This window comes from Flavobacterium sp. ST-158 (genome assembly GCF_058309975.1).
Genome location: NZ_JBZEEN010000005.1, coordinates 234,400 through 259,325 on the forward strand (window position 1 = coordinate 234,400; position 24,926 = coordinate 259,325).

The 24,926-nt window shown below is 33.2% G+C and carries 14 protein-coding genes; 13 read left to right on the forward strand and 1 reads right to left on the reverse strand.

The genetic code is table 11. The annotated features are described in order from the left end of the window. The first annotated feature begins 180 nt into the window (after window positions 1–180). The 7 genes from AC4FRF_RS09935 (at window position 181) to AC4FRF_RS09965 (ending at window position 11,058) form a co-directional block, all read left to right on the forward strand. A complete protein-coding gene (locus AC4FRF_RS09935; RefSeq protein WP_491159345.1) occupies window positions 181–3,279 on the forward strand; it encodes a SusC/RagA family TonB-linked outer membrane protein in 3,099 nt (1,032 codons plus the stop codon). A gap of 16 nt (window positions 3,280–3,295) precedes the next feature. Next, entirely contained in the window at window positions 3,296–4,861 is a 1,566-nt protein-coding gene (locus AC4FRF_RS09940) for a SusD/RagB family nutrient-binding outer membrane lipoprotein (RefSeq protein ID WP_491159346.1), read from the forward strand. A gap of 98 nt (window positions 4,862–4,959) precedes the next feature. Further along, complete coding sequence (locus AC4FRF_RS09945; protein WP_491159347.1) at window positions 4,960–6,645, forward strand: peptide-N-glycosidase F-related protein; 1,686 nt, start codon at window positions 4,960–4,962, stop codon at window positions 6,643–6,645. Window positions 6,646–6,662: 17 nt separating this feature from the next. Continuing rightward, entirely contained in the window at window positions 6,663–7,391 is a 729-nt protein-coding gene (locus tag AC4FRF_RS09950) for a copper homeostasis protein CutC (RefSeq protein WP_491159349.1), read from the forward strand. Between the two features lie 49 nt (window positions 7,392–7,440). Continuing rightward, window positions 7,441–8,772: a sugar MFS transporter gene (locus tag AC4FRF_RS09955; protein WP_491159350.1), complete on the forward strand. Its 1,332-nt coding sequence runs from the start codon at window positions 7,441–7,443 to the stop codon at window positions 8,770–8,772. Between the two features lie 104 nt (window positions 8,773–8,876). Then, the gene (locus AC4FRF_RS09960; RefSeq protein ID WP_491159351.1) at window positions 8,877–9,866 is read left to right on the forward strand and encodes a sialidase family protein; all 990 of its coding nucleotides are present in this window, start codon (window positions 8,877–8,879) and stop codon (window positions 9,864–9,866) included. Between the two features lie 199 nt (window positions 9,867–10,065). Continuing rightward, window positions 10,066–11,058 carry a M20/M25/M40 family metallo-hydrolase gene (locus AC4FRF_RS09965; protein ID WP_491159352.1) on the forward strand — a complete coding sequence of 331 codons (993 nt, stop codon included), beginning with the start codon at window positions 10,066–10,068 and terminating at the stop codon, window positions 11,056–11,058. 51 nt (window positions 11,059–11,109) lie between these two features. On the opposite strand, the gene AC4FRF_RS09970 is transcribed toward AC4FRF_RS09965, so the two are convergent. After that, a complete protein-coding gene (locus AC4FRF_RS09970) occupies window positions 11,110–11,988 on the reverse strand; it encodes an AraC family transcriptional regulator (RefSeq protein ID WP_491159353.1) in 879 nt (292 codons plus the stop codon). A gap of 135 nt (window positions 11,989–12,123) precedes the next feature. Here AC4FRF_RS09970 and AC4FRF_RS09975 point away from each other — a divergent pair, with 135 nt between their 5' ends. From AC4FRF_RS09975 to AC4FRF_RS10000, 6 genes are all read left to right on the forward strand, one after another. Beyond that, window positions 12,124–13,521, forward strand: coding sequence for a sugar porter family MFS transporter (locus AC4FRF_RS09975; RefSeq protein ID WP_491159354.1), 1,398 nt, complete (start codon window positions 12,124–12,126; stop codon window positions 13,519–13,521). A 41-nt stretch (window positions 13,522–13,562) separates the two neighbouring features. Beyond that, window positions 13,563–16,844 (forward strand): DUF5107 domain-containing protein, encoded by a 3,282-nt coding sequence (locus tag AC4FRF_RS09980; protein WP_491159355.1) that lies wholly within the window; start codon window positions 13,563–13,565, stop codon window positions 16,842–16,844. Between the two features lie 32 nt (window positions 16,845–16,876). After that, window positions 16,877–19,306 (forward strand): beta-galactosidase, encoded by a 2,430-nt coding sequence (locus AC4FRF_RS09985; RefSeq protein WP_491159356.1) that lies wholly within the window; start codon window positions 16,877–16,879, stop codon window positions 19,304–19,306. 44 nt (window positions 19,307–19,350) lie between these two features. Then, entirely contained in the window at window positions 19,351–22,251 is a 2,901-nt protein-coding gene (locus AC4FRF_RS09990; protein WP_491159357.1) for an exo-beta-1,4-galactosidase, read from the forward strand. Window positions 22,252–22,540: 289 nt separating this feature from the next. After that, window positions 22,541–23,500: a pectinesterase family protein gene (locus AC4FRF_RS09995; protein WP_491159358.1), complete on the forward strand. Its 960-nt coding sequence runs from the start codon at window positions 22,541–22,543 to the stop codon at window positions 23,498–23,500. Window positions 23,501–23,541: 41 nt separating this feature from the next. Then, complete coding sequence (locus tag AC4FRF_RS10000) at window positions 23,542–24,456, forward strand: alpha/beta hydrolase (protein WP_491159359.1); 915 nt, start codon at window positions 23,542–23,544, stop codon at window positions 24,454–24,456. The last annotated feature ends 470 nt before the right edge of the window (window positions 24,457–24,926 follow it).

Genomic DNA, 24,926 nt, shown 5'->3' on the forward strand with positions numbered 1-24,926 from the left:
GTTAATTGTTTATTGAAATGACTTTTTGGGTTGAAAAAACAAAAAAAATGACAAACACCTTTTCAAATATGTCATTGGTCGAAATTATATTTTTATAACGTTTTATAATAATAAATTTAACAAACAATTAACCTCAGGCTGATTGTCTATAAAACAAATTAATAACTCAAAAACCAAATTATGAATCAAAATGTATTAAAACTACTGTTTGTGTTTTGCTTATTTAGTTTTCAATATTCTAAAGCACAAATTAAAGTGACAGGAACTGTTACTGACAGTAAAAGTGGATTATCGTTGCCGGGGGCAAATATCCTTGTGAAAGGGACTACAAATGGTGTCTCTACGGATTTTGACGGAAAATATATTATTAATGTTCCAGATAAATCCTCAGTATTAGTGTTTTCCTTCATCGGTTCGGTATCAAAAGAAGTTGTGGTAGGAACCTCGACAACTATTAATGTATCCTTAGTTGAAAATGCTGAGCAATTAGGAGAAGTAGTAGTTACAGCTTTAGGGATTAAAAGAGAGAAAAAAGCAATTACATATTCTGCACAAAATGTAAATGTTGATGAGATTTCTCAGGCAAGGTCATTAAACGTTGCCAATTCACTTTCAGGAAAAGTGGCAGGTTTAAATTTCTCAACTACTTCTAATGGTGTAGGAAGTTCTTCCAGAATTACATTAAGAGGTAATAGATCTCTTAATGGTAACAATCAGCCTTTGTATGTTGTTGATGGTGTGCCGTTGAGTAATGGCTCAACAGATGGAAATCCTGATATTGATACAGGAGGGACTACACAACCTGATGGTATTTCAAATCTTAATCCAGATGATATTGCTTCTATGACAGTTTTGAAAGGACCATCAGCGGCAGCTTTATACGGAAGTAGAGCAAGTAATGGTGTTATTGTTATTACAACTAAGTCAGGATCGAAAAACAAAGGTATGCAAATTAACATATCTTCTAATTTTATGGCTTCTTCAGCTTATAATTTATTGGATTTGCAAAATCAGTACGGTCAGGGAGAAAGTGGAGTTTATAACGCTACTGCTGAATCAAGTTGGGGTGGTAAGTTAGATGGTAGTCAGGTTTCTGCTTGGCAGTTAGTGCGCAATCCAGATTATTCAGGTGCTGCAACTTCAAGTTATATAGCTCAACCTAATAATGTTAAAGATTTTTTTAAAACAGGTTATAATCTAGCTAATACTTTGTCTATCTCTACAGGTTCAGAAAAGACTCAAGCATATTTCTCTTATACAAATACGGTTGCTGAAGGTATTGTGGGAGGAAATAAATTAGGAAGACATAATGCTAATTTGAGATTAACTAGCGACCTTACGGATAAACTATCTTTAGATGTAAAAACAAATTATATTGTTCAGGATATTGATAATATGATTCGTACTGGTGAGGAGTCTATAGGTACTTCACTTTATTTATTACCAAGAAGTATTGCTCATAGTGATTATAAAAATTTCGAATATAGAGATGCTTCAGGACAATTACAACAAAATTACTTTACAGATGAAGTTGGACAAGCAGGTGGAAATCCTTATTGGTCAGCTCTTAGAGATAATTCACGTACTGATCAAAGAAATAGATTTATTGGTTTTGCAGCTTTAAAATACAAATTCACTAATGAATTGAATTTACAGGTAAGAACTGGTTTAGATCAAATGACTAATAAAAATTTTAGTGACAGATATGCTACTGATAGATTTAACAATGATTTGGGAAATTATTCAGAAATGTATGAAACTGTAAGAGAACTAAATTCAGATGTGTTATTAAGTTACAATACTAAATTTGGTGAATTTTCTTTGACAGCAAATGCAGGAGCGAATATGTTAAAACAGACAACATCTTCATTGTCTTCAGGAGGTAGATTAAGTAGAAGGAATTTCTTTGCTTTATCAAATATTGAAACAGTGCAATCAATTTCATCACTTTCAGAAAAACAAATAAACTCTCTTTATGGTTCTACTCAATTAGGCTATAAAAATTATTTGTTTTTAGATTTAACAGCCAGAAATGATTGGTCTTCTACTTTACCTGCAAAAAATCGTTCTTTCTTTTATCCTTCTGTAGGTTTATCTGGTGTAATTTCAGATATGGTTGAATTACCTGAAGTCATTAGTTATGCTAAAGTAAGAGCTTCTTATGCTCAAGTGGGGAACGATACAAATCCTTATCAATTAAGTCCTCAATTATCTTATATTGGAGGAAATGGAGGTATGGTTTATTCGCAAACTACTGCTGTTAATCCGAACCTTAAACCTGAAATTTCAAGTTCTACGGAATTTGGTACAGAATTGAAATTCTTAAATAATCGTTTAGGTTTAGATGTAACATATTTTAATACAAATACAAAAAATCAAATTTTTTACATCAACACGCCAGAAGCTTCTGGATATTCAAGAGCAGTTGTTAATGGAGGAACTATCCAAAATAAAGGGGTAGAGATTATGCTTACAGCAACTCCTGTTGAAACTGACAATTTTTCATGGGATATCACAACAAACTTTTCTTCTTACAAATCAAAAGTAAAATCCATTTTTGAAGATAGAGATGAGTTAGTTCTTGGAGAAGGACGTTTAGTGAGAAGTAAAATTATCAAAGGTGGCGAGTATGGAGATTTATACATTAAAGGTTTTCAAAGAACAGATGATGGAAAAATTATTGTGAATTCAGCAGGTTTACCTATTGCAACTAATAGTTTTGATGTATTAGCCGGTAATTTCAATCCGGATTGGACAGCAGGTTTTAAAAACAATTTTAGATATAAAGACTTCAATTTAAGTTTTCTTATCGATATGAGAATTGGAGGAGAAGTTATTTCTTACACACAAGCCAGACAGGCAGGTTTAGGAGTAAATACAATGACGTTAGCGGGGCGTGAAAATGGTTTTATTGTTGATGGTGTAGTTTCCGATGGAAATGGAGGATACACTCCTAATACAGTAACAGTTTCGGCAGAAGATTACTGGACTTCAGTAGGACAAAGAACTCCTATTGCAGAACCATTCATTTATGATGCTACAAATATTCGATTAAGAGAATTAGTATTTGGATATACAATGCCTAAAAGCTTATTGAAAAATTCAGTTTTCAGTAGTTTTAACGTTTCTCTTGTTGCCAGAAATTTATTCTTTATCGTAAATAAAGCTAAATATTTTGATCCTGAGCAGGGAGCTGGTACTGGAAACTTGCAAGGTATAGAGTCTTTCAATATTCCTTCTACTAGAGATTACGGAGTGAATGTGAAATTTGGATTTTAATTAAAAAAAATAAAGTATGAAAAATAGTTATAAAATTAAAACATTAGCAGCAATATTAACTGTTAGCGTTTTTACAAGTTGTACCAAAGATTTTGATGAACTAAATACCAATAAAAATACCTTAACAACTGATCAATTAGATGCTTCATTAGCTGGACCTGCTTTTTTATCAGCTCAGTATGCAGGTATACATAATGGTTCTTATTCTTCACCGGGTGTTGATGATCAGGGAACTTGGGGGATTGCAACAGGTATTATATCTTCTACTTTTGTTCAATACATGAATACAGGATACAGCACTGATAGAAATGCTTTTGGATCTTTTGGTGAAAGAGGTTGGTTACGTTTTTATACGGTAGCTGTGCCTGCACTAAATAATGCTTTTATAGCAGCAAAAGACGATGCAGACGCACTTGCAATTTTAAAGATTTGGAAAGTATTTATGTTCAATCAAATGACGGATCATTATGGACCTATTCCTTATACTGAAGCAGGTAATGGAAAAGCAAATGTAGCTTATGATTCTCAGGAATCGATTTATGAAGATTTCTTTAAATTATTAGATGAAGCTAATACAACTTTATCTGCAACCAATACTTCTACAGTAGGATTATATGCAACTTCTGATAGAATTTTTAACGGAAGCGTAGCTAGTTGGAAAATATTTGGAAACAGTCTTAGATTACGTTTAGCTTTACGTATATCAGATGTTCAACCAGATAAAGCTAAAACACAAGCTGAACTTGCTGTGGCTAATGGAGTGATGGAGTCAAATACACAAAGTGCTACCTTTAAAGCTAGTGATATTACACCAAACAACTTGAATATGATTGTAAATAGTTGGGGATATTACATGACAGCTTCTATGGAAAGTATTCTTAAAGGTTATAATGATCCAAGGATGTCAAAATGGTTTGCACCAAATGCAGATGGAATTTATTTAGGAAAACCTGCAGGAGGATTACAAAGTCAATTTGGAACTACAAAGTTTTCTCCATTTAGTGATGCTTTAGCAGGTGATTTTCAAAATACTAAAGCGATTGAAATCATGATGGCTTCTGAGAGTTATTTGAATCGTGCAGAAGGAGCTTTGAACGGATGGAATATGGATGGTACAGCAAAAGATTTGTATGAAACTGGTATTTCATTATCTATGAATCAATGGGGTATTTCTGATGTTAATGCAATTAATACTTATGTTTCAGGTACATCAACTCCTGTAGTACCTGCTATAACTACTCTATATCCTAGTTTAGATTTATATACACCACCAGTTACTGTTGCTGTTGCTTGGGCTGGGACTGAAGCCGATCAACGTAAACAAATTACTGTTCAGAAATATTTAGCTCTATTTCCAGAATCATGGGAATCTTGGGCAGATTTAAGAAGAACTGATGTTAATGTAGTGTATCCATTATTGAACACAGACAATGTTGATACAGGAGTAGGTAAAAGCTTAATGAAAAGAGTAATTTATACTACAAATGAATATTCTTCAAACAGACCAGCACTTTTAGATGGAATTGTGAAATTAGGAGGTCCAGATACTGGAGGTACTAAACTTTGGTGGGACGTTAATTAAAATTAATGCTTGATTTTAAATAGGGGTAAGACATAATGCTTACCTCTATTTTTTTAATAACTGTTTCTCTTTAAAAAAATAAGATCAATAAAGTGTAAATGATTCGATTTTATAAATTAATAGTAGTCTTATTTCCATTTGTTTTATTTGCTCAAAAGAATCATGATGCATACAAAGTGAATTATGAGCAATTTATAAATGGAAAAAAAACAGATAGAAATACAGAACTGTTTTTTCAAAATCAGCTGGCGTTTTTAACGAATAAATCAGATAAAATTCAACAATACATTGATTTAAAAAATGCTTTAAATATAAGTACGATTGCATTTGAAGATAAAGTTTTTAAAAAAGTAATGCCATTTGATAGCTTGCCAATTGCTAAAAAGGAAGCTGATACTAGTTTGATTCTTGGATACAATTGTGAACATGTTTCTTTTTCTTATTTTTCAAATAGAATTGACGTTTGGTATACTGAAAAAGCCCTTGCAAAAGGAACTCCTAATAGTAATTATCTACCGAATAAAAATGCACTTGTTTTAAAAATGGTATTTAACGGAAACCAAACATTAGTTGCTAGTGCGATCACTAAAGTTAAAAGCTACGTACCATTTATTAATTATAACCATGATGCAATTGTAGTTAATCAGTCGGAGTTTGAAGAAATTATCATTAATTCCAGATATAGCAGAATTAAAATATTTGAAAATGAAAACATCAACTTTGATCCTAATCGGACCATTCCACAAGAAAATGAACTTGTCTCTGATAAAGTATATCATTTTACCAAAGGGAGCGTTGTCCTGAAAAAAATTAAAATGACTCCAGCATTAAAAAATAGTCATGCCATTTTTGCAAAACTAACATCAAAATCTAACGGAGATGCTTATGACAGAACGGGTTCTGTATTTATTATCCCAGCAAAAAAGAATGGTATCAAGACTACCATACTCGATGCTTATTTATACGGCTTGGATAAATTACCTATTTATACGGATAATAAATCCAACAAATACCAAGGCCTTGTTAAAGAGAATGACTATGCACCTGCAATAGAAATACTAAGTTTTTTTACTCCATTTGGGGTAGATTATTTTAATAATAAACGAAAAATAAATAATTACAATTGGGCAAAAGAAGTAGTTTATAAACAAGAAGTAACTTCACTTATTCCTACTGATGAAGAGGAAATTTGGATTGGAGTTTTTATTGGAAATTATGACAAAGGAGGACATGAAGTAAGTTTGGAGTTGGATGTATACCCTTCATTTGAAAAAAAAGAAAAAAAGTTTAAAAAATATATAGAACCATTGTTTTCAACTGTTAATACAATGGAAATGTCCGGGCAAAATTATGGAGGTCTTTTTGCAAATGATACCTTAAAAGTAAATTTTGAAATTAATGAAGAGGTGCAAAATTTAGAACTTTTATATACCACAACCGGACACGGAGGATGGGGCAATGGAGATGAATTTGTTCCAAGAATGAATAAGGTTTTTGTCGATGGCCAGGAAGTTTTTAAAATAGTACCTTGGCGCACCGATTGTGGTACTTATAGATTGTCAAATCCGGCATCAGGTAATTTTGCAGATGGTTTATCCTCAAGTGATTTGAGTCGTTCCAATTGGTGTCCCGGAACCTTAACACCTCCTTATAGTATTCCTTTATCTAATTTGAAAAAAGGAAATCATACCATCGAAGTTGTTATTGATCAAGGTCCTAATGAAGGACAAAGTACCAATCACTGGAATGTTTCAGGGGTTTTAGTGGGTAAGTTGATAAATTAGAATGTAAATAATAAATTATGCTACTTGAAATCTGTGCTTCATCTTATCAATCGGCTATGAATGCCCAAAATGCAGGCGCTCATCGTATTGAGTTATGTTCTGAATTAGCCTTAGGAGGCATAACTCCTTCTTATGGTTTGATACAAAAAGTGATGGAGAATGTATCAATTCCTGTTCATGTTTTGATTCGTCCACGAAGTGGAAATTTTACTTATTCAGAAGAAGAGTTTGCCATAATGAAAGCCGATATTGAACTATGTAAAGAAATGGGGTGTCAGGGAATTGTTTCAGGCGTTTTAAAATCGGATAATACCATTGACGTTATTAAAACACAAGAATTAATTGCTTTAGCAAAACCATTGTCTTTTACTTTTCACAGAGCTTTTGATTGGGTGGAAAATTCTTTTGAAGCACTTGAAGTATTAAAAACTATTGGTGTCAATCGTATTTTGACTTCAGGAAAAATGAGTACCGCACAAGAAGGAATACAACTTCTTAAAGAATTAGAGATACAAGCCCAAAATCAATTATTAATCCTTCCTGGAAGCGGAATCAATTCTGAAAATGCACTACAATTTAAAGAAGCAGGCTTTAAAGAAATCCATTGTTCTGCTTCTAAAATTGAACACATAAAAGGAATTGGAACAATCCCAATGAACTCCAGTGTTTTTTTTAATGAAAGTATTATTGTTAGTTCTGATTATCAGAAAATTAAAGATATAGTGGCAATTTGTATTGAAGAATAATGTAATGAAATAGAATAAATGTGTAATAATAAATAGTAAAATAATAATCATGAATAGTAATAGTATATCCATTCCGCAAACTAAGAATAGTACATTAATACCAATTTTAATTATAGCGGGTCTCTTTTTTATTTTTGGTTTTGTAACATGGATAAATGGCGCTTTGATTCCATTTATGAAAACGATAAATGAATTGACATCGGCTCAGTCTCTTTTAGTGGCTTCGGCTTCTTATATATCGTTTGTGGTAATGGCTTTGCCTGCTTCGTATATTTTATCAAAAATTGGATATAAAAAAGGAATGTCTTTAGGATTGTTTATTATGGGAATAGGAGCTTTGGTTTTTATTCCGGCTGCTGAAGCAAGAACCTATTGGATGTTTTTAACCGGAATTTTTATCCAAGGAGCAGGAATGACTTTATTACAAACGGCGTCCAATCCTTATATTACTATTTTAGGGCCAATTGAAAGTGCTGCAAAACGCATTTCCATTATGGGAATTGCTAATAAAGTTGCAGGAGCTTTAGGTTCGCTTATTTTTGGTGCTTTATTATTATCAGGAATCGACGAAATTAAAGAAAAATTGAATGTGGTTAGCGCTGCCGAAAAAGCAGAATTATTAAATACTATGGCTGATAGCGTGGTGATGCCTTATGTTGTGATGGCTTCTGTTTTGTTTATTTTAGCTGTTTTAATTAGAAAAGCTCCTCTTCCTGATGTGGAAGCAGAACCAATTGAAGAATCAAAAGATGGAAGTACATCTAAAACGAGTATTTTTCAATTTCCACATTTATGGTTGGGTGTACTCACACTTTTTATGTATGTGGGTGTTGAGGTCATTGCCGGAGATACTATTATTGCGTACGGAATTTCTTTAGGGATTCCTGTTGCCGACGCTAAGTTTTTTACAACGTTCACATTAATGGCAATGGTTGCAACTTATGCGATGGGAGCTATTTTAATTCCAAAATACATTTCGCAAACTTTGGCATTAAAATTAAGTGCAACTTTAGGTATCATTTTATCATTTTGTATTGTGTTTACAACAGGATTTACCTCGGTATTATTTGTAGCAGCTTTAGGAGTTGCTAATGCTTTAGTTTGGCCTGCAGTTTGGCCTTTAACTTTAAAAGGTTTGGGTAAATTTACTAAAACGGCTTCCGCTTTATTGATTATGGCAATTTCTGGAGGAGCAATAATTCCGCCTTTATATGGAAAATTGGTTGATGCAAATAAAGTTCATTTTATGGCTCAGGGAATGAACGATGCTATGGCAACAGCTGCGGCTTCCACTAAAGGGTATTGGATTTTATTACCTTGTTATTTGGTTATTTTATATTATGCAGTGGCAGGGCATAAGTTGGGACTTGGTAAAAAATAAATCAAAAATGTCACAGATTAATTGAAGAAATAATGAAGATTTTTTTTCTAAAATATTGTGTAGGATTTGCGATTGTTTTTTTCTTTTTTTCTTGTAAAACAGTAATGAGAAAACCAGAGGTTAAGTCTATAAAAACTAGTTATATTGCTAATCCGCCAAAAACTACTAATAGTCATGCTGCTACATTACTTGAATATTTGCCAAATGAAATTATGGCTGCATGGTTTGGTGGAAGTTATGAAGGGGCAAAGGATGTTGGTATTTATGCATCCAAATTAAAAGAAGGTATTTGGACTTCGCCTCAATTAGTTGTAAAACCTGCAATCATTAAAGGAGACACGCTTCCATGTTGGAATCCTGTTTTGTTTAAAAGTGAAAAAACTAAAAAGTTATATTTATTTTACAAAGTAGGCAAAAATCCACGAGAATGGTTTGGAGCCATGATTAGTTCAGTAGATAATGGAAGTTCCTGGAGTATGCCAAAATATCTTCCGGAAGGTTTCTTAGGACCCATTAGAAATAAAGCTATCGAAATCAATCCCGGAATTATTTTATGTGGAAGCAGTACAGAAAGTGTCAATAACAATCAATGGAGAGCTCATATAGAAATCTATAATGAAAATACAGATTCCTGGTCTAAAATAGCAATACCTAATGATAATGGGTATGATATTATCCAACCTACTATTTTAAGGCACTCTAGAAATAAATTACAACTACTTTTGAGAAGTAAACATAATAAGCTAGTAACAAGTTGGTCTTATGACAATGGAACCACTTGGACAAATGCTGAACTGATTGATGTGGTTAATTCTAATTCCGGAATTGATGCTTTGGGTTTATCCCCAAAATCTTTTTTGTTAGTTAATAATCCTTTACCTCAAGGAAAAGATTGGTATTACGGCCGAAATATTCTGGATGTCGAATATTCAGCTGATGGTTTAAAATGGGAGAAATTATTCGATTTAGAAAATCAAAAAGAAGGGGAATTTAGTTATCCTGCTATCATTCAAACCAAAGATAAAAAAGTGCATGTTGTCTATACTCATAATCGAAAGTATATTAAATATGTGAGTTTTAAATTAACGAAGTAAAAAACTTTATATAAAGAATCGGAGAAATAATATGCAAAAATATTGCCTGTTTTTAGATTTAAATGAAGAACGGGAATTGATTGAAGACTATAAATTAGTAGCCAATACAGTAAATAGAGAAAATGAAAATTGGCGAATAAATTTTTTGAATTAAAACAAGCTGTTTTTTTATATAATAAATTATAATTTTAAGAAAAATATGTATGACAATTTTAAAAGGAAAAGAAAAGATTGGAATTTTTTATTATTTATTGCCATCTTCTCTTATAACACAATTAATGCACAAGATAGATCTTTGGAAAAGCAATTTTACAAACACGATAAATACCTCTCCTCAGACAAATTGCAAGGTAGATTCCCAGGAACAAAAGGTAACAATGACGCAGCAAGATATGTCAAGAAATATTTTCAGAAATATGGTTTAAGACCATTACAATCAGATAGCTATTTCCAGTCGTTTCAATTATTTGTCAAAGAAGGAATTAATAAAATGCCTTCGGATAGTGTGCAAACGCAAAATGTTGTTGGATTCATAGAGGGTTCTGATAACCAACTTAAAAACGAATACATAGTAATTGGAGCCCATTATGATCATTGGGGATGGGGAGGAATAGGTTCGCATAGTAAAAAAAAGGATACTGTAGCTATTCATAATGGAGCAGATGATAATGCTTCTGGTGTTGCTGCTTTATTGTGTATTTTAGAGAAAGTTTCTAAGTCTAAAGTACAACCTAAAAGAAGTATCATTTTTGTTTCTTTTAGCGGAGAAGAAGAAGGTTTGTTAGGTTCAAAATATTTTATCAATCATTTACCAATTGATAAAAATGCTGTAAAAGTAATGCTCAATATGGATATGGTTGGTAGATTAAATGCCGAAAAACAAATCTATATGGGAGGAGCTGGAACCTTTCCTGAAGGTGTTGATTTGATGAAAAAATTAGGCAAAAATAGTGGCCTAAATCCAGTAATTCATGCGGGAGATGTTGGCGGATCTGATCATGTTTCTTTCTACAAAGCGAATATTTCGGCTGTAGGATTTCATACTGGTGGACATCCACAATATCATACACCCGAGGATGATATTGATTTAATCAATTTTAAAGGAGGAGCTTTGGTGTCTCAGTATATTTATAATGCTTTAATTGCAATAGCAAATTATCCGCAGTCGTTGTATTTTATCAATCAGGATTAGTTTTTTTAACTTAGTTTTCAATTAAGTCTTTTAATATATTTATTTTCCAAATTAACAATGTGCTTTTTTATACTGCATTGGAGATAAACCAATTTGTTTTTTAAACATTCTGGAAAAATAATAGGGGTCTTCAAAACCTACTTTTTTGCATATTTCTTTAATATTCATATTGGTGAAATAAAGGTACTCGCATGCTTTTTGGATTTTTAATCTGATAAAGTATTGAATGGGAGAGTAGCCTGTTTTTTGTTTAAATAGTTCCGAATACCGAGATACCGAAAAACAGGCTTGTTTGGCCAATGTTTCAATAGTTAATGCTTCTTCTAAATTACTTTTCATAAAGCTTATAGAAAGACTGATTTTATCTTTTATGTTATTTTCTAAAGTCGCAACATAACATAATGAACTCAAAAAGGTCATTAGTTTAAAGTGTACCAGTTCAACACGTTCATCAGAAAGGGTGTCTTCTAAAAGACTTATAATTTCTTTTAATACTTCCAGCCGGTTTTCATCATAAACTATATTAACTGCTGATTCTTTAGCAAAACAAAATCGCTCATAAAAGGTAGCTGCATAGGTACCCGAAAAGTGAACCCAGTAAATACTCCAAGCATCATTGTGTGAACTACCGTATTTATGAGGAGTGTTTTTAGGAATAATGTAACCCGTATTTGGCGTCAGTTTTATTGTTTTTCCATGTATTTTTATCCAACCTTCCCCTTTTAAACAATACAATAAAATATATTCTTCAATACCGTTTTTCCGCGATCTGTTGTGGTGTTTTGCATTTGGAAAATAACCAATTGCATCTGTAAAAAGATTAGCTAAAAATGGATGATGAGCCATTTTTATTTTTTGCTCTTCAGCTAAAACAACCATAGTTTGACCAATGAAACCTTCTTTTATTTTGATTTTCGTTAGATTGTTCATTATAAGAGTACTATTTTATTGTAAATTTATTTATGGTCGTAAGATAATCCATTTATTTCAAATTATAATCCATTTATAAATCGATTCGTAAACGTATTTTTGTTTAACTATTAATTTAACCACAATATTATTTTTATGACAAGCATAAATAATCAATTCAATAAATCTTATTTGTTTGCAATTTCCATGGTTTCCGCAATGGGAGGATTGCTTTTTGGTTATGACTGGGTAGTCATAGGTGGTGCAAAACCTTTTTATGAACGCTTTTTTGAAATAAGCTCTTCTGCTAATTTGCAAGCATGGGCTATGAGTTCCGCTTTGATAGGCTGTATTTTAGGAGCAGTAATTTCAGGTGTAATTAGTGATAGGTTTGGAAGAAAACGTCCTCTTTTGTTATCGGCTTTATTGTTCACTATTTCGGCTGTAGGTACAGGAATTGCAGATAGCTATAATGCGTTTATCATTTACAGAATAATTGGTGGATTAGGAATTGGATTAGCATCAGCGCTTTCACCCATGTATATTGCAGAAATTGCTCCGTCAAAATTCAGAGGTCGTTTAGTTTCTTTAAATCAGATGACCATTGTTATTGGGATTTTAGCAGCGCAAATCATCAATATTCTAATTGCCGAAGATGTTCCTGTTGGAGCAACAGATTATTTCATCCAACAATCATGGAATGGAATGATAGGTTGGCGTTGGATGTTTTGGGCAGAAGTTGTTCCGGCTGTAGCTTTTTTGGTTTTTACTTTTTTTGTTCCAGAAAGTCCACGTTGGTTAATAAAAGTTGGTAAAAATGACCATGCATTTCCTACTCTGAAGAAAATTGGAGGAGAAGTTTATGCCAAAGATGAAATGAGAAATATTCAAGCAACTTTGAATGATGTTGCAGAAAAAGTTGATTTCAAAGCTTTATTTCAACCCAAATACAGAGCAGTTCTTACCATTGGTATCGTATTAGCTGTTTTTCAGCAATGGTGTGGTATTAATATTGTTTTTAATTATGCCGATGAAATTTTTACTGCTGCCGGATATGGTGTTAGTGATACCCTTTTTAATATTGTCATTACCGGAAGTGTGAATCTTGTATTTACGTTGGTTGCCATATTTACAGTAGATAAATGGGGGCGAAAAAAACTAATGCTTTTTGGTGCTTTAGGTCTTGCCATTACTTATATCCTTTTAGGAAGTGCTTTTTATTTTCAAATAAAAGGAATAGCAGTTTTAATGATGGTTGTATTGGGGATTGGAGTGTATGCTATGTCTCTTGCACCTATAACTTGGGTAATATTATCTGAAATATTTCCCAATCGAATCCGTGGGGCAGCAATGGCATTAGCCACTTTCACCTTATGGATTGCCTGCTTTATTCTGACTTATACTTTTCCTCTTTTAAATAAAGAATTTGGAGCGGCAGGTACTTTCTGGTTGTATGCACTAATATGTGTTTTAGGCTTCTTTTTTGTTCTAAAGAAATTACCAGAAACCAAAGGCAAAAGTTTGGAGGAAATTGAAGGTGAATTGGTAGAATAATTAAAAAGTTAGCATTAAAAATTATTAATAAAAATAAAAAAATGAGTGTAAAAGCTTGGAAAGAAGAGGTTATCATTCCTTCATACGAAATTGGGAAAGCCGAAAAAAATCCAATATTTCTTGAAAAACGAGTATATCAAGGAAGCAGCGGTGTGGTTTATCCTTATCCTGTAGTGGAGAAAATTGAAGATGAGAAACAAGACAAAGTTTATAATGCAGTTTATATAGAAAATGAATATATTAAGGTGATGATTTTGCCTGAATTAGGCGGAAGAGTACAAATGGCTTACGACAAAATCAAACAACGCCATTTTATTTATTACAATCAGGTAATTAAGCCTGCTTTGGTGGGATTAACTGGACCTTGGATTTCCGGAGGAATTGAATTTAACTGGCCACAACACCATCGTCCGAGTACTTTTTTACCGGTGGATCATACCATAGAGAATAATGCTGATGGAAGTATTACGGTTTGGGTAAGTGAAAACGAAAAAATGTTTCACCAGAAAGGAATGGCAGGTTTTACCCTTCATCCCGGAAAAGCCTATTTAGAAATAAAAGGAAAGTTATACAATCCAACTCCCATTCCACAAACATTTTTGTGGTGGGCTAATCCGGCCGTAGCGGTAAATGAACATTATCAATCCGTTTTTCCACCAGATGTTCATGCCGTTTTTGATCATGGAAAAAGAGATGTATCTACTTTTCCTATTGCCACCGGAACCTATTACAAAGTAGATTATTCGGCAGGTGTTGATATTTCGAATTATAAAAATATTCCAGTGCCCACTTCTTATATGGCTATTAACTCCAATTTTAATTTTGTGGGTGGTTATGAAAATGACACTCAAGCGGGAGTATTGCACGTGGCAAATCATCATATTTCACCAGGGAAAAAGCAATGGACATGGGGAAATGGTGATTTTGGAAAAGCTTGGGACAAAAATCTAACCGATGAAGATGGACCTTATATCGAATTGATGGCTGGAGTTTTTACCGATAATCAGCCTGATTTCAGTTGGATGCAACCTTATGAAGAAAAGACTTTTACCCAATATTTTTTACCGTATCGAGAGTTAGGTGTAGTTAAAAATGCTTCTCAGGATATTTTGATGAATATTGATAAAAAGGAAGATAAAGCAGTAATCAAAATTTTTGCTACTTCTTTGCAAAAAAATGCCAAGATTGTCTTGGAAGGTTTCTTCGAAGAAATAACAGATTTAAGTCCTGAAGCGGTTTATGAACGTGAAGTGACTGTTGGAACAGCTTCATTTTCTGATTTAAAACTATTTGTTTATTCTGAAAATGGAAGAGAACTACTAAGTATAAAAACTGAAGAACAAGAAGCAAAAGAAACCCCTGAAGCAGCCAAAGCAGCTCTTTCACCGGAAGATACTCCTAGCTGTGAACAATTGTATTTGACGGGGCTACATTTGGAACAATACCGTCATGCCACATATAATGCTACCGATTATTATCTGGAAGCTTTGAGAAGAGATCCTTCGGATGTGCACAACAACAATGCTATGGGACTTTGGTTGTTTAGAAAAGGAAAATTTTCGGAAGCAGAAAAGTATTTTAAAGTAGCTATCAAAACACAATTGCAGCGTAATCCAAATCCTTATGACGGTGAGCCACATTATAATTTAGGTTTGGCATTACAATTTCAAAATAAATTGAAAGAGGCTTATGATGCTTTTTATAAATCCTGTTGGAATGCTGCCATGCAGGATGCCGGCTACTTTGGATGTGCCCAAATTTCCTGTGTAGGCACTAATTTTAAAGAGGCACTGCATGAAATTGACAAATCTTTAGTTCGCAATTGGCATAATCAAAAAGCACGAACATTAAAAACAGCCATTTTACGAAAACTTGGAAATGAAACAGATGCCTTGGCATTGATAAAAGATACTCTAAGAATTGATTTGTTTAATTTTGGTTCTCGATTTGAGGATTATTTGATAACAAATAATGCAAGTGTTTTAGAGCAAATGCATACTCTCATGAGAGGGGAAATCCATAACTATGAAGTGGTAGCGCTGGATTACATCATGGCAGGGATGTATGATGAGGCAGTACAGTTTTTGGAGGAAGGAATCAAAGTTTGTCCTAGTACACCAATGACTTATTATTATATGGGATGGGCTTTACAATTGGCTAACAAAGAAAGCTTGTCTGTTTTTGAAAAAGCGGCAGCGCATGCTCCTGAATATTGTTTTCCAAACCGATTAGAAGCTATTTTGGCTTTGGAAACAGCTCAGAAAATCAATCCAAATGATGCTAAAGCACATTATTATTTAGGGAATCTTTGGTATGATAAGCGACAATATGCTGATGCGATTGCTGCCTGGGAAAAATCGGTTTCTATAGATGCTACTTTTCCAACAGTTCATCGAAATTTGGCTTTAGCCTATTTTAATAAATTGCAGCAGGAAGAAAAAGCGCTTACTTCTTTAGAAAAAGCATTTGCTTTAGATACTTCAGATGCCAGAATCCTGATGGAATTGGACCAATTGTATAAACGTATTTGTAAACCGCATCAGGAGCGTTTGGATTTTTTAAAGAAGCATTTCAATTTGGTATTACAACGTGATGATGTTTATTTGGAATACAGTACCTTATGTAGTCAGTTAAATGATTATAGTCAAGCGATTGATTTAATTGATAATAGAATTTTTCATCCTTGGGAAGGTGGAGAAGGGAAGGTTCCTAATCAATTTCAAATTGCCAGAGTAGAATTGGCCAAACAATACCTTACCAAAAAAGAATTTGAAAAAGCAATTGCCTTACTGAAAGCCTGTTTAGAATACCCTCATAATTTAGGAGAAGGTAAGTTGGATGGTGCTCAGGAAAATGATTTTCATTATTGGTTGGGTTGTGCCCATGAAGGTTTAGGTCAAATGGACGAAGCTCAAAAATATTGGGAATTAGCCAAAGATGGTAGTAGCGAACCAGCTGCTTCAATTTTTTATAATGACCAAAAACCGGATAAAATATTCTATCAGGGATTGGCTTTGTTGAAACTTGGCAGAAATGATCAAGCTCAAAAGCGTTTTGATGCTTTGATTGCATTTGGAAACAAAAATTTGAATGAGGTTATAAAATTGGATTATTTTGCGGTATCCTTACCTGATTTGTTAATCTGGGAAGATGATTTAACCTTTAGAAATAAAATCCATTGCCACTATATGTTGGGATTAGGTTATTTGGGGATGGCTGAAAAGGATAGAGCAGATTTCCATTTGAAAGAAGCTGCCAAAATGGATCTCAATCACCAAGGAGTTCAAGTGCATTTAGCGATGCTGCAAGAGTTTAGTAAATAAATTAAAGTGTTAGTTTAATAAAAACATGTAATATGTTGAAATATAATAGTATATTGTTTTTTCTGTTTTTGTTTTCTTTCGAGATAACAGCACAAAGTCCGTATACAATTGATATTACAAAAGTTAAAACGGATGTGCTACGTGGCCATTTGGATTTGGGTGGAAGCAATAATAAAGGTGATACCATTTCGGTGAACAGTTTTTATTTAGAACACAATAAGGTTCCTTTTATTCCGGTTATTGGCGAATTTCATTTTAGTCGTTTCCCTAATCAATATTGGGATGAAGAATTAAAGAAGATGAAAGCTGGCGGAATTACGGTTGTAGCTACTTATGTGTTTTGGAATTTACACGAGTTTAAAGAAGGTGTTTTTGATTGGAAAGCTGATTTGGATGTGCGTAAATTTACCGAATTATGCGCCAAAAATGGTTTGCAGGTCTTAATGCGGATAGGTCCATTTGCTCATGGCGAAATGAGAAATGGTGGACTTCCGGATTGGTTATATGGACGTCCAATTGATGTAAGAAGTAATGATCCTATGTATTTGTATTATGCCAATCGATTTTATCAGGAAATAGGAAAGCAATTAAATGGCTTGCTATTCAAAGACGGAGGGCCGATTATAGGAGTTCAAATAGAAAACGAATACCAACATTCTTCTGCTCCCTGGAGTTTTACTTATATTGATGCTCCCAAAGAAAGAACGGCTGCAGGAAGAGATAAAAAGATTGTTCAGGATGGTGTGGGAGTTAATGAAAAAGGGAACGAATTTGCCAATGTAGGCAAAGATCATATGAAAACTCTAAAAGAATTGGCTATCAAGGCAGGCTTAATTACGCCAATTTATACAGCAACCGGATGGGGTTATGCCACTATTATCGAAAAAGGTTCTATTCCGGTAATGGCAGGATACGCTTATCCTTTTTGGACTGCGGGAAACAGTCCGTCGCCTTTTTATTTATTTAAAAATATTCATCAGCAACCGGATTACGCACCAGTGAGTTATGATGTGAATTTATATCCCTCGATGGCGGCCGAATTAGGCACCGGAATGGCGGTTACCTATGCCAGACGTCCAAGAGTTCCTGGAGAAAGTTTTCTGCCAATGATGGTCAGAACAGTAGGAAGTGGAACGAACGGATTAGGTTTTTATATGTACCATGGAGGAACAACCCCTTCTTATGGAAATTATTTCATGTCCGAAGGATCGGGATTGAATAATAAATCCTATGATTATCAATCACCAATTGGTGAATTTGGGAATTTAACTTCCGGTTATTATTCTTTAAAACTGATTAATTATTTTTTAAAAACCTTCGGAGATGATTTGGCTCCTTTGTATCCTGTTTTGCCAGAAACCAATGCTGCGATTAAAGCTGATAATACTCAAACTTTGCGTTATGCAGTAAGAGGAGACGGCACAAAAGGCTATTTATTTATGCATAATTTTCAGGATCATTTGAAAATGGATGATTTGGAACATTTGAGCGTGACTCTTCAGACCAAAACTGGAGCGGTAAAATTTCCGGAGTCGGGAACTTTTACATTGAAAGCCGGAAGTTCAGCCATTTTTCCTTTTAATGTGAATTATGATGGAGTTGCAATCAAAATGGCAACCATACAACCCTTTTGCCGATTTGAAAATCAAACTAAAAAATATAATGTTTTCTTTACTGTTAACGGAATTACTCCTGAAATTGTTTTTAATGGAAAACAAAAAGTTGTTGGAATCCAAACAGAAACTAGATATGGTAATACCGTTGTAAAATGCAATTCTCTACAAATAAATGAATTTGAGGTGAATGGGATTTCCTTTTTGGTACTACCTGAAAAAGAAGCTCAAAAAGCTTATTTGATTGGGGAATCAGGAAGTCAAAAATTGATTATCAGTGAAGCGGTTGTTTTAGATAATATTCATAGCAATCCTGATAGCAACAACATTTCGTTTATAAGCACTAGAGAACAAATCGATTTTACTGTTTTTCCTATTCCAACAAAGATAATTTCAACTGCTGGAAAATTAGATAAAACCAAGGGAATGACTAAAAAAATGAACAATTGGCGTTTGAGTTTGCCAAAAATTAATCCATCTGTCCAATTGGTTCAAACAGATAATAGTCATTTTGTTTTGAAAGCTGGCAGTTTGGATTTATCGAAGGTAAATGATTTGTTTATAACGTTTGATTATCGTGGCGACCGTGGTATTTGTATGATGAATGGCGAATTGCAAACAGATAATCTTTACACCAGTAAAACCTGGACTATAGGATTGAAAAAGTATCAGGAAGATTTGAAAACCAAGGATATGTATTTTTATTTTATCCCAATGCAAAAAGACGCTCCTTATTTAAGTTATCTGGATAAGGAAGTAATTCCTGATTTTGGGGATAAAAAGAGTTTTCTGGAAATTAAAACACCACAATTTTCGGTAGAATACAAAGCTAGTATTGAACTGAAATAATGTAGAATTAAAAATAGTATTAAAGCAACTTTAAATAAACCAAGATGATCAAAAGATATTTTTATTGTATGCTCTTTTTAGTGTTGTTTTCTCTAAGCACTTTTGCCCAAGAAAAGCAAATTAACTTAGAAGGAGAATGGCAATTTCAAATTGACCGTAATGACGAAGGAATTAAGCAAAAATGGTTCAACAAGAATCTTTCGGATAAAATTCATTTGCCAGGTTCTATGGCTGAGTTTTTAAAAGGAGATGAAATTACTTTAAAAACAAAATGGACAGGGTCTATTTATGATAGTTCCTTTTATTTTAGACCTAGTTTAAAAAAATATCGTGAACCAGGAAATATTCATATTCCTTTTTGGTTAACTCCAGCCAGACATTATGTAGGTGCAGCTTGGTATCAAAAAGAAGTGACTATTCCTGAAAACTGGAAAGGAAAACGTATTGTTCTTCATTTAGAAAGAGCTCATATTGAGACGAGAGTATGGGTTAATGACAAAGAAGTAGGTTTGCAAAATTCATTAGTAGCGCCACACGATTATGATTTAACGGCTTATCTGGGAACAGGAATACAACGCATAAGTATCAGAATAGATAATAGTATCAAGAAAATTAATGTAGGTCCAGATTCTCATAGTGTTACTGATCATACCCAAGGAAACTGGAATGGTATTATTGGAAAAATAGCATTAGAGAGTAGCTCTCCTGTATATTTTGATGATATTCAGGTGTATCCTGATGTAAAAAAGCATTTGGCTCGCGTAAAAATCACTGTTAACAACAACACCCAAAAACAATTCAACGGAAAAATAACCATTTCGGCTAAGAGTTTTAATTCAGCTTCTTCAGATGTAACGGCAGAGGTAGTAAGTAAAATTTCGGTATCTAAAGTTGGAAATACAACTATTGAACTCGAATTACCTTTTGGAAAAGGAATGCTTACTTGGGATGAATTTGATCCTGCCTTGTATCATTTGCAAGTAAAATTGAATGCTAAAGGTGTTCAAGAAGAGAAGAAGATTCAGTTTGGAATGCGCGAATTTAAAATTAATGGAACTCAATTTTTAATTAATGATGTTCCAGTTTTTTTAAGAGGAACTGTTCATAATTGTGAATTTCCACTTACGGGTTATCCTGCAACAACGGTTGAAGCTTGGGAAGTTGTTTTGAGAAAAATAAAAGCGTTTGGATTAAATCATGTGCGTTTTCATTCATGGTGCCCTCCAGAAGCAGCCTTTATTGCTGCTGACAAAGTAGGCCTTTATTTGCAACCCGAAGGACCAAGTTGGCCTAATCATGGACCTAAAATTGGTTTAGGCCAACCAATAGATCAGTTTTTATACGATGAAACTACAAGAATGGCTAAGCAATATGGAAATTATGCTTCTTTTACCATGTTATCTGCGGGTAATGAACCAGCAGGAAATCAAGTGAAATATTTGAATGAGTTTGTGAACTTTTGGAAAGTAAAAGACAATAGACGTGTTTACACCGGAATGTCAGTTGGCGGAAGTTGGCCAGTAGTTCCTAATGCTGAATATCAGGTTCGTGGCGGTGTAAGAGGTTTAAAATGGGAAAAAATGCCTGAAACGGAATCAGACTTTAGCTCTGGAATTAAATCCTTCAAAGTGCCTTTTGTAGCGCATGAAATTGGTCAATATTGTGTTTTTCCAAATTTTGAAGAAATTAAAAAATATACAGGAGTCTATCGTGCTAAGAATTTCGAAATGTTTCGCGAAGTATTGAATGACCATCATATGGGAGATCAAGCCAAAGATTTTTTGTACGCTTCAGGAAAATTGCAAGTTTTGTGTTACAAAAACGAAATTGAAAAAATGTTGCGAACACCTAATTATAGTGGATTTCAAATGCTAGGGTTGCAGGATTTCCCTGGTCAAGGCACAGCTTTAGTAGGAATGTTAGATGCTTTTTTTCAAGAAAAAGGATATGTTACGGCTAAAGAATTTACAAGATTCTGTAATTCGACAGTGCCTTTAGCTAAGGTTGAAAAGTTTGTGTATAACAATTCAGAAACCTTTAAGGCTGAAATTGCTCTTTTTCATTCCGGTAAAGCAGCGTTGAAAAATGCAGTATTGAGTTGGACTATTAAAGATGAAAAAGGAACAGTACTTTCTTCGGGTAATTTTGAACCAAAAACCTATAAAAACGCAAATGGAATCTTTGTAGGTAACCTTGCTTTTCCATTGAGTGAAATTGACAAAGCTTCTAAATTAAACCTAGAAGTAAAAGTGAATGATACCGATTTTGTTAATGATTGGGATTTTTGGGTTTATCCAAGTAAGAATCCTGAAATCAATTCTAAAGTGTATTATACAACAGTTTTAGATGATAAAGCCAAAGATGTATTGAATAAAGGAGGAATGGTGTTCTTGAATGCTGCTGGAAAAGTGGTCAAAGGAAAAGAAGTAGCCATGCACTTTCTACCTGTTTTCTGGAATACTTCTTGGTTCAAAATGCGTCCTCCGCATGTAACGGGAATGTTAATTCAGGATAAAAGTGCGGCTTTTAATTATTTTCCAACTAACAATTACAGTGATTTACAATGGTGGGATATTCAAAACCGTTCTCAAGTAATGAATTTAGAAGATTTTCCAGTTGATTTTAGACCTTTAATCCAACCAATAGATACTTGGTTTATGAATCGTAGACTGGCTTTGGTTTTTGAAGCACAAGTTGGTAAAGGAAAAATTATAGTAAGTAGTGCTAATTTAGGACCAGAAGTTGAAGGGAAACCTTCTTCTAAACAATTGTATTATTCATTGATGCAATACATGAATTCTAAAGATTTTAAACCTAAAAATAGCTTGAGTTTAGAGCTTATTCAGGATGTATTTGTAAGTCAGTCAAAAGAAATTTTTGACACCTATACTAAAGACAGTCCAGATGAGTTGAAACCCAATTCCAATCAGAATAAAGTAAATTAAGGGGTTGCACTAAAAAGCAAAGGAGCTAAAAATATATTTTTAGCTCCTTTGCTTTTTAGTGCAATGATTTATAAAGTTATAATTGTTTGGGATAAAATGCATTGTTGTAATATTACCCCATGTAAATTGTAAAATAACCTACTTATTTTAATCAAATAAAGATAAGTTTGTTGCTGGTTACGACATGTTTTTTTTAAAATTAGGCGTAAATAATTTTATTAAGTTGTAGAGATTAGTTAGTTAAGGAAAGAATAATTAGTTGTTATTCTTTCTTTTTATTTTTAAAAGAATGAAAAGATATTATTATTTCAGTTTGATGGGTTTATTGCTATTTTCAATAAACAGTCTGTTTGCCACAAATATTAAAAATACCTGTACAGTTGCTCTAGATGGTTCAGCTGATTATACATCAATTCAAGAAGCGGTTACAGCCTGTGGCGCTTTTTCTATGGAAGAAAAAATTATTTTTATAAAAAAGGGACATTATAAAGAGAAAATACTAATAGATACTTTTCATAGTAATATTACTTTAGTAGGAGAGAGTGTAAAAGAAACCATCATAGATAATAATGATTATAACGGACAGGAAGGAATAGGTACTTTTACGAGTTATACTTTGAAGATTTTAGGAGATAATATTAAGTTAGAAAACCTTACTGTTGAAAATTCAGCTGGAAGCTTAGGTCAAGCGGTAGCATTGCATGTAGAAGGAGATTATTTTGTAGCATCTAAATGTGATATTTTAGGCAATCAGGATACCTTATATGCTGCTGGTAAAAATAGTAGGCAGTATTTTTATGACTGCTATATTTCTGGTACCACAGATTTTATATTTGGTGCAGCTACAGCAATTTTTGAAAATTGTGAAATTCACAGTACAGCAAATTCCTTTATAACAGCAGCAAATACACCTCAGGAGAATGCATTTGGTTTTGTTTTTTTTAAATGTAAATTAACTGCTAATGAGGGAATAGATAAGGTTTATCTGGGAAGACCTTGGAGAGATTATGCCAGAGTTGTTTTTATAGATTGCTATTTAGGAAAACATATTTTACCCGAAGGTTGGCATAATTGGGGAAATGAGGAAAAAGAAAAGACTGCTTTTTTTTCCGAGTATAATAATTTTGGCGAAGGTGCCTCATTTTTAAAAAGAACAAATTGGTCTCATCAGTTAACAAAGCGTCAGGCCAAAAAATATAACTTTAAAAATATTTTTCGCAAGGAAAGTTATTGGAATTTAAAAAAATAAAAGAATTTAGTCTGTAGTTTTTAATAGTTAGAGATGTTTTTATGAAAAGAAAAATGGTATTAAATATTGTATTCCTTTTTACTGTGTCATTAGTTTTTTGTCAAAATAGAATTCAACTTTGGCCAAAGGCTAAAATGCCTAATTCCAAAGGTATGAAGTTAGAGTGGTTGGAGGAACGTGAAAGAGTAACTCAGGTTAATACTCCTGAAATGTATGCGTTTTTTACTTCAAAAGAAGAAAATACTGGGGCTGCAGTTTTAATTTTTCCTCCTGGCGGATATCAAAAACTAACCTATAATGTTGCCGGAATACAATTGGCAAAATGGTTTAATACATTTGGGGTGAATGCTTTTGTTGTTATGTACAGACTTCCTACATCCCCTGATTTAGTAAATCCAGAATTTGGACCTTTGATGGACGGGCAACGGGCTATAAAAATAGTACGAGCTAATGCTGATAAATGGGGAATTGATAAAGATAAAATAGGAGTGATGGGCTGCTCTGCTGGAGGAGGTTTGGCGGTAAATTTAGCAACAATAAAAACCGATTATGCTAGTATTAAAGATTCGTTGGATAGCGTAGCAGTGAGTTCTAATTTTCAAATTATTGTTTCAGGAGCCATTAGTATGAAACAAAATGCTCATCAAGGAAGTCACGATACTTTGTTAGGGAAAAAAGCATCTTCTGAATTAGAATCCCTTTTTTCGGGGGAATTAAATGTAGATACAACAACTGCTCCAGCATTTATAGTTTGTGCAGCTAATGATCCAGTAATTAATCCTTTAAACAGTGTACATTATTATGAAGCTCTTTTAAAATATAAGATACCATCTGCGTTGCATGTTTTTCCACAGGGAGGTCATTCCATTGCTTTGAGAAACAATCCTGGTTCAACGGAGCTTTGGACTCGCTTATGTGAAACTTGGATGAAAGAAATAGGCGTGTTGAAAAAATAATACATTACGGATTCTTCTTCTTCCAAATAATAAAGTATAAATTGAATAAAAAGTTTAATCCTTTGTGTTAAATTAGTCTTTATTGATTTCAATTAAAGGCATAAGATTTAGAAAAAAAGCCTCTTTTACAATTGTAAAAGAGGCTTTTTTTTGATAGAAGCCAAAAGATTACTCTCAAGGTTTAATTATTTCATTATTATACATTAATCCTCTTGAATTAAGTGGAATTTGTAATATGCCCCCCTTCAATTTGTATTTTATCCCCATTAACTACTGCACTAAGGTTTACTTTTGGAATAAATAATCTGTATTTAAATATGATAATAATTTTTACAATCATATTTAAATTATTTAAAAAATAGTGATTGTGTAATTTTTATTGTAAAACCTTTTTAATTCTTTATTATGTAAAACCATCTTTCCTCTTTTTTTGGAGACTTATTGTTGAATAAAATTAACCATTAGAAAAA

Excerpts from the sequence above, each read along its gene's own strand:
- AC4FRF_RS09945 (WP_491159347.1), top strand. The coding sequence starts at position 4,960 with ATGATTCGATTTTATAAATTAATAGTAGTCTTATTTCCATTTGTTTTA.
- AC4FRF_RS09985 (WP_491159356.1), top strand. The coding sequence starts at position 16,877 with ATGTTGAAATATAATAGTATATTGTTTTTTCTGTTTTTGTTTTCTTTC.
- AC4FRF_RS09955 (WP_491159350.1), top strand. The coding sequence starts at position 7,441 with ATGAATAGTAATAGTATATCCATTCCGCAAACTAAGAATAGTACATTA.
- AC4FRF_RS09970 (WP_491159353.1), bottom strand. The coding sequence starts at position 11,988 with ATGAACAATCTAACGAAAATCAAAATAAAAGAAGGTTTCATTGGTCAA.
- AC4FRF_RS09980 (WP_491159355.1), top strand. The coding sequence starts at position 13,563 with ATGAGTGTAAAAGCTTGGAAAGAAGAGGTTATCATTCCTTCATACGAA.
- AC4FRF_RS09965 (WP_491159352.1), top strand. The coding sequence starts at position 10,066 with ATGTATGACAATTTTAAAAGGAAAAGAAAAGATTGGAATTTTTTATTA.
- AC4FRF_RS09975 (WP_491159354.1), top strand. The coding sequence starts at position 12,124 with ATGACAAGCATAAATAATCAATTCAATAAATCTTATTTGTTTGCAATT.
- AC4FRF_RS09960 (WP_491159351.1), top strand. The coding sequence starts at position 8,877 with ATGAGAAAACCAGAGGTTAAGTCTATAAAAACTAGTTATATTGCTAAT.
- AC4FRF_RS09950 (WP_491159349.1), top strand. The coding sequence starts at position 6,663 with ATGCTACTTGAAATCTGTGCTTCATCTTATCAATCGGCTATGAATGCC.
- AC4FRF_RS09995 (WP_491159358.1), top strand. The coding sequence starts at position 22,541 with ATGAAAAGATATTATTATTTCAGTTTGATGGGTTTATTGCTATTTTCA.
- AC4FRF_RS09990 (WP_491159357.1), top strand. The coding sequence starts at position 19,351 with ATGATCAAAAGATATTTTTATTGTATGCTCTTTTTAGTGTTGTTTTCT.
- AC4FRF_RS10000 (WP_491159359.1), top strand. The coding sequence starts at position 23,542 with ATGAAAAGAAAAATGGTATTAAATATTGTATTCCTTTTTACTGTGTCA.
- AC4FRF_RS09940 (WP_491159346.1), top strand. The coding sequence starts at position 3,296 with ATGAAAAATAGTTATAAAATTAAAACATTAGCAGCAATATTAACTGTT.
- AC4FRF_RS09935 (WP_491159345.1), top strand. The coding sequence starts at position 181 with ATGAATCAAAATGTATTAAAACTACTGTTTGTGTTTTGCTTATTTAGT.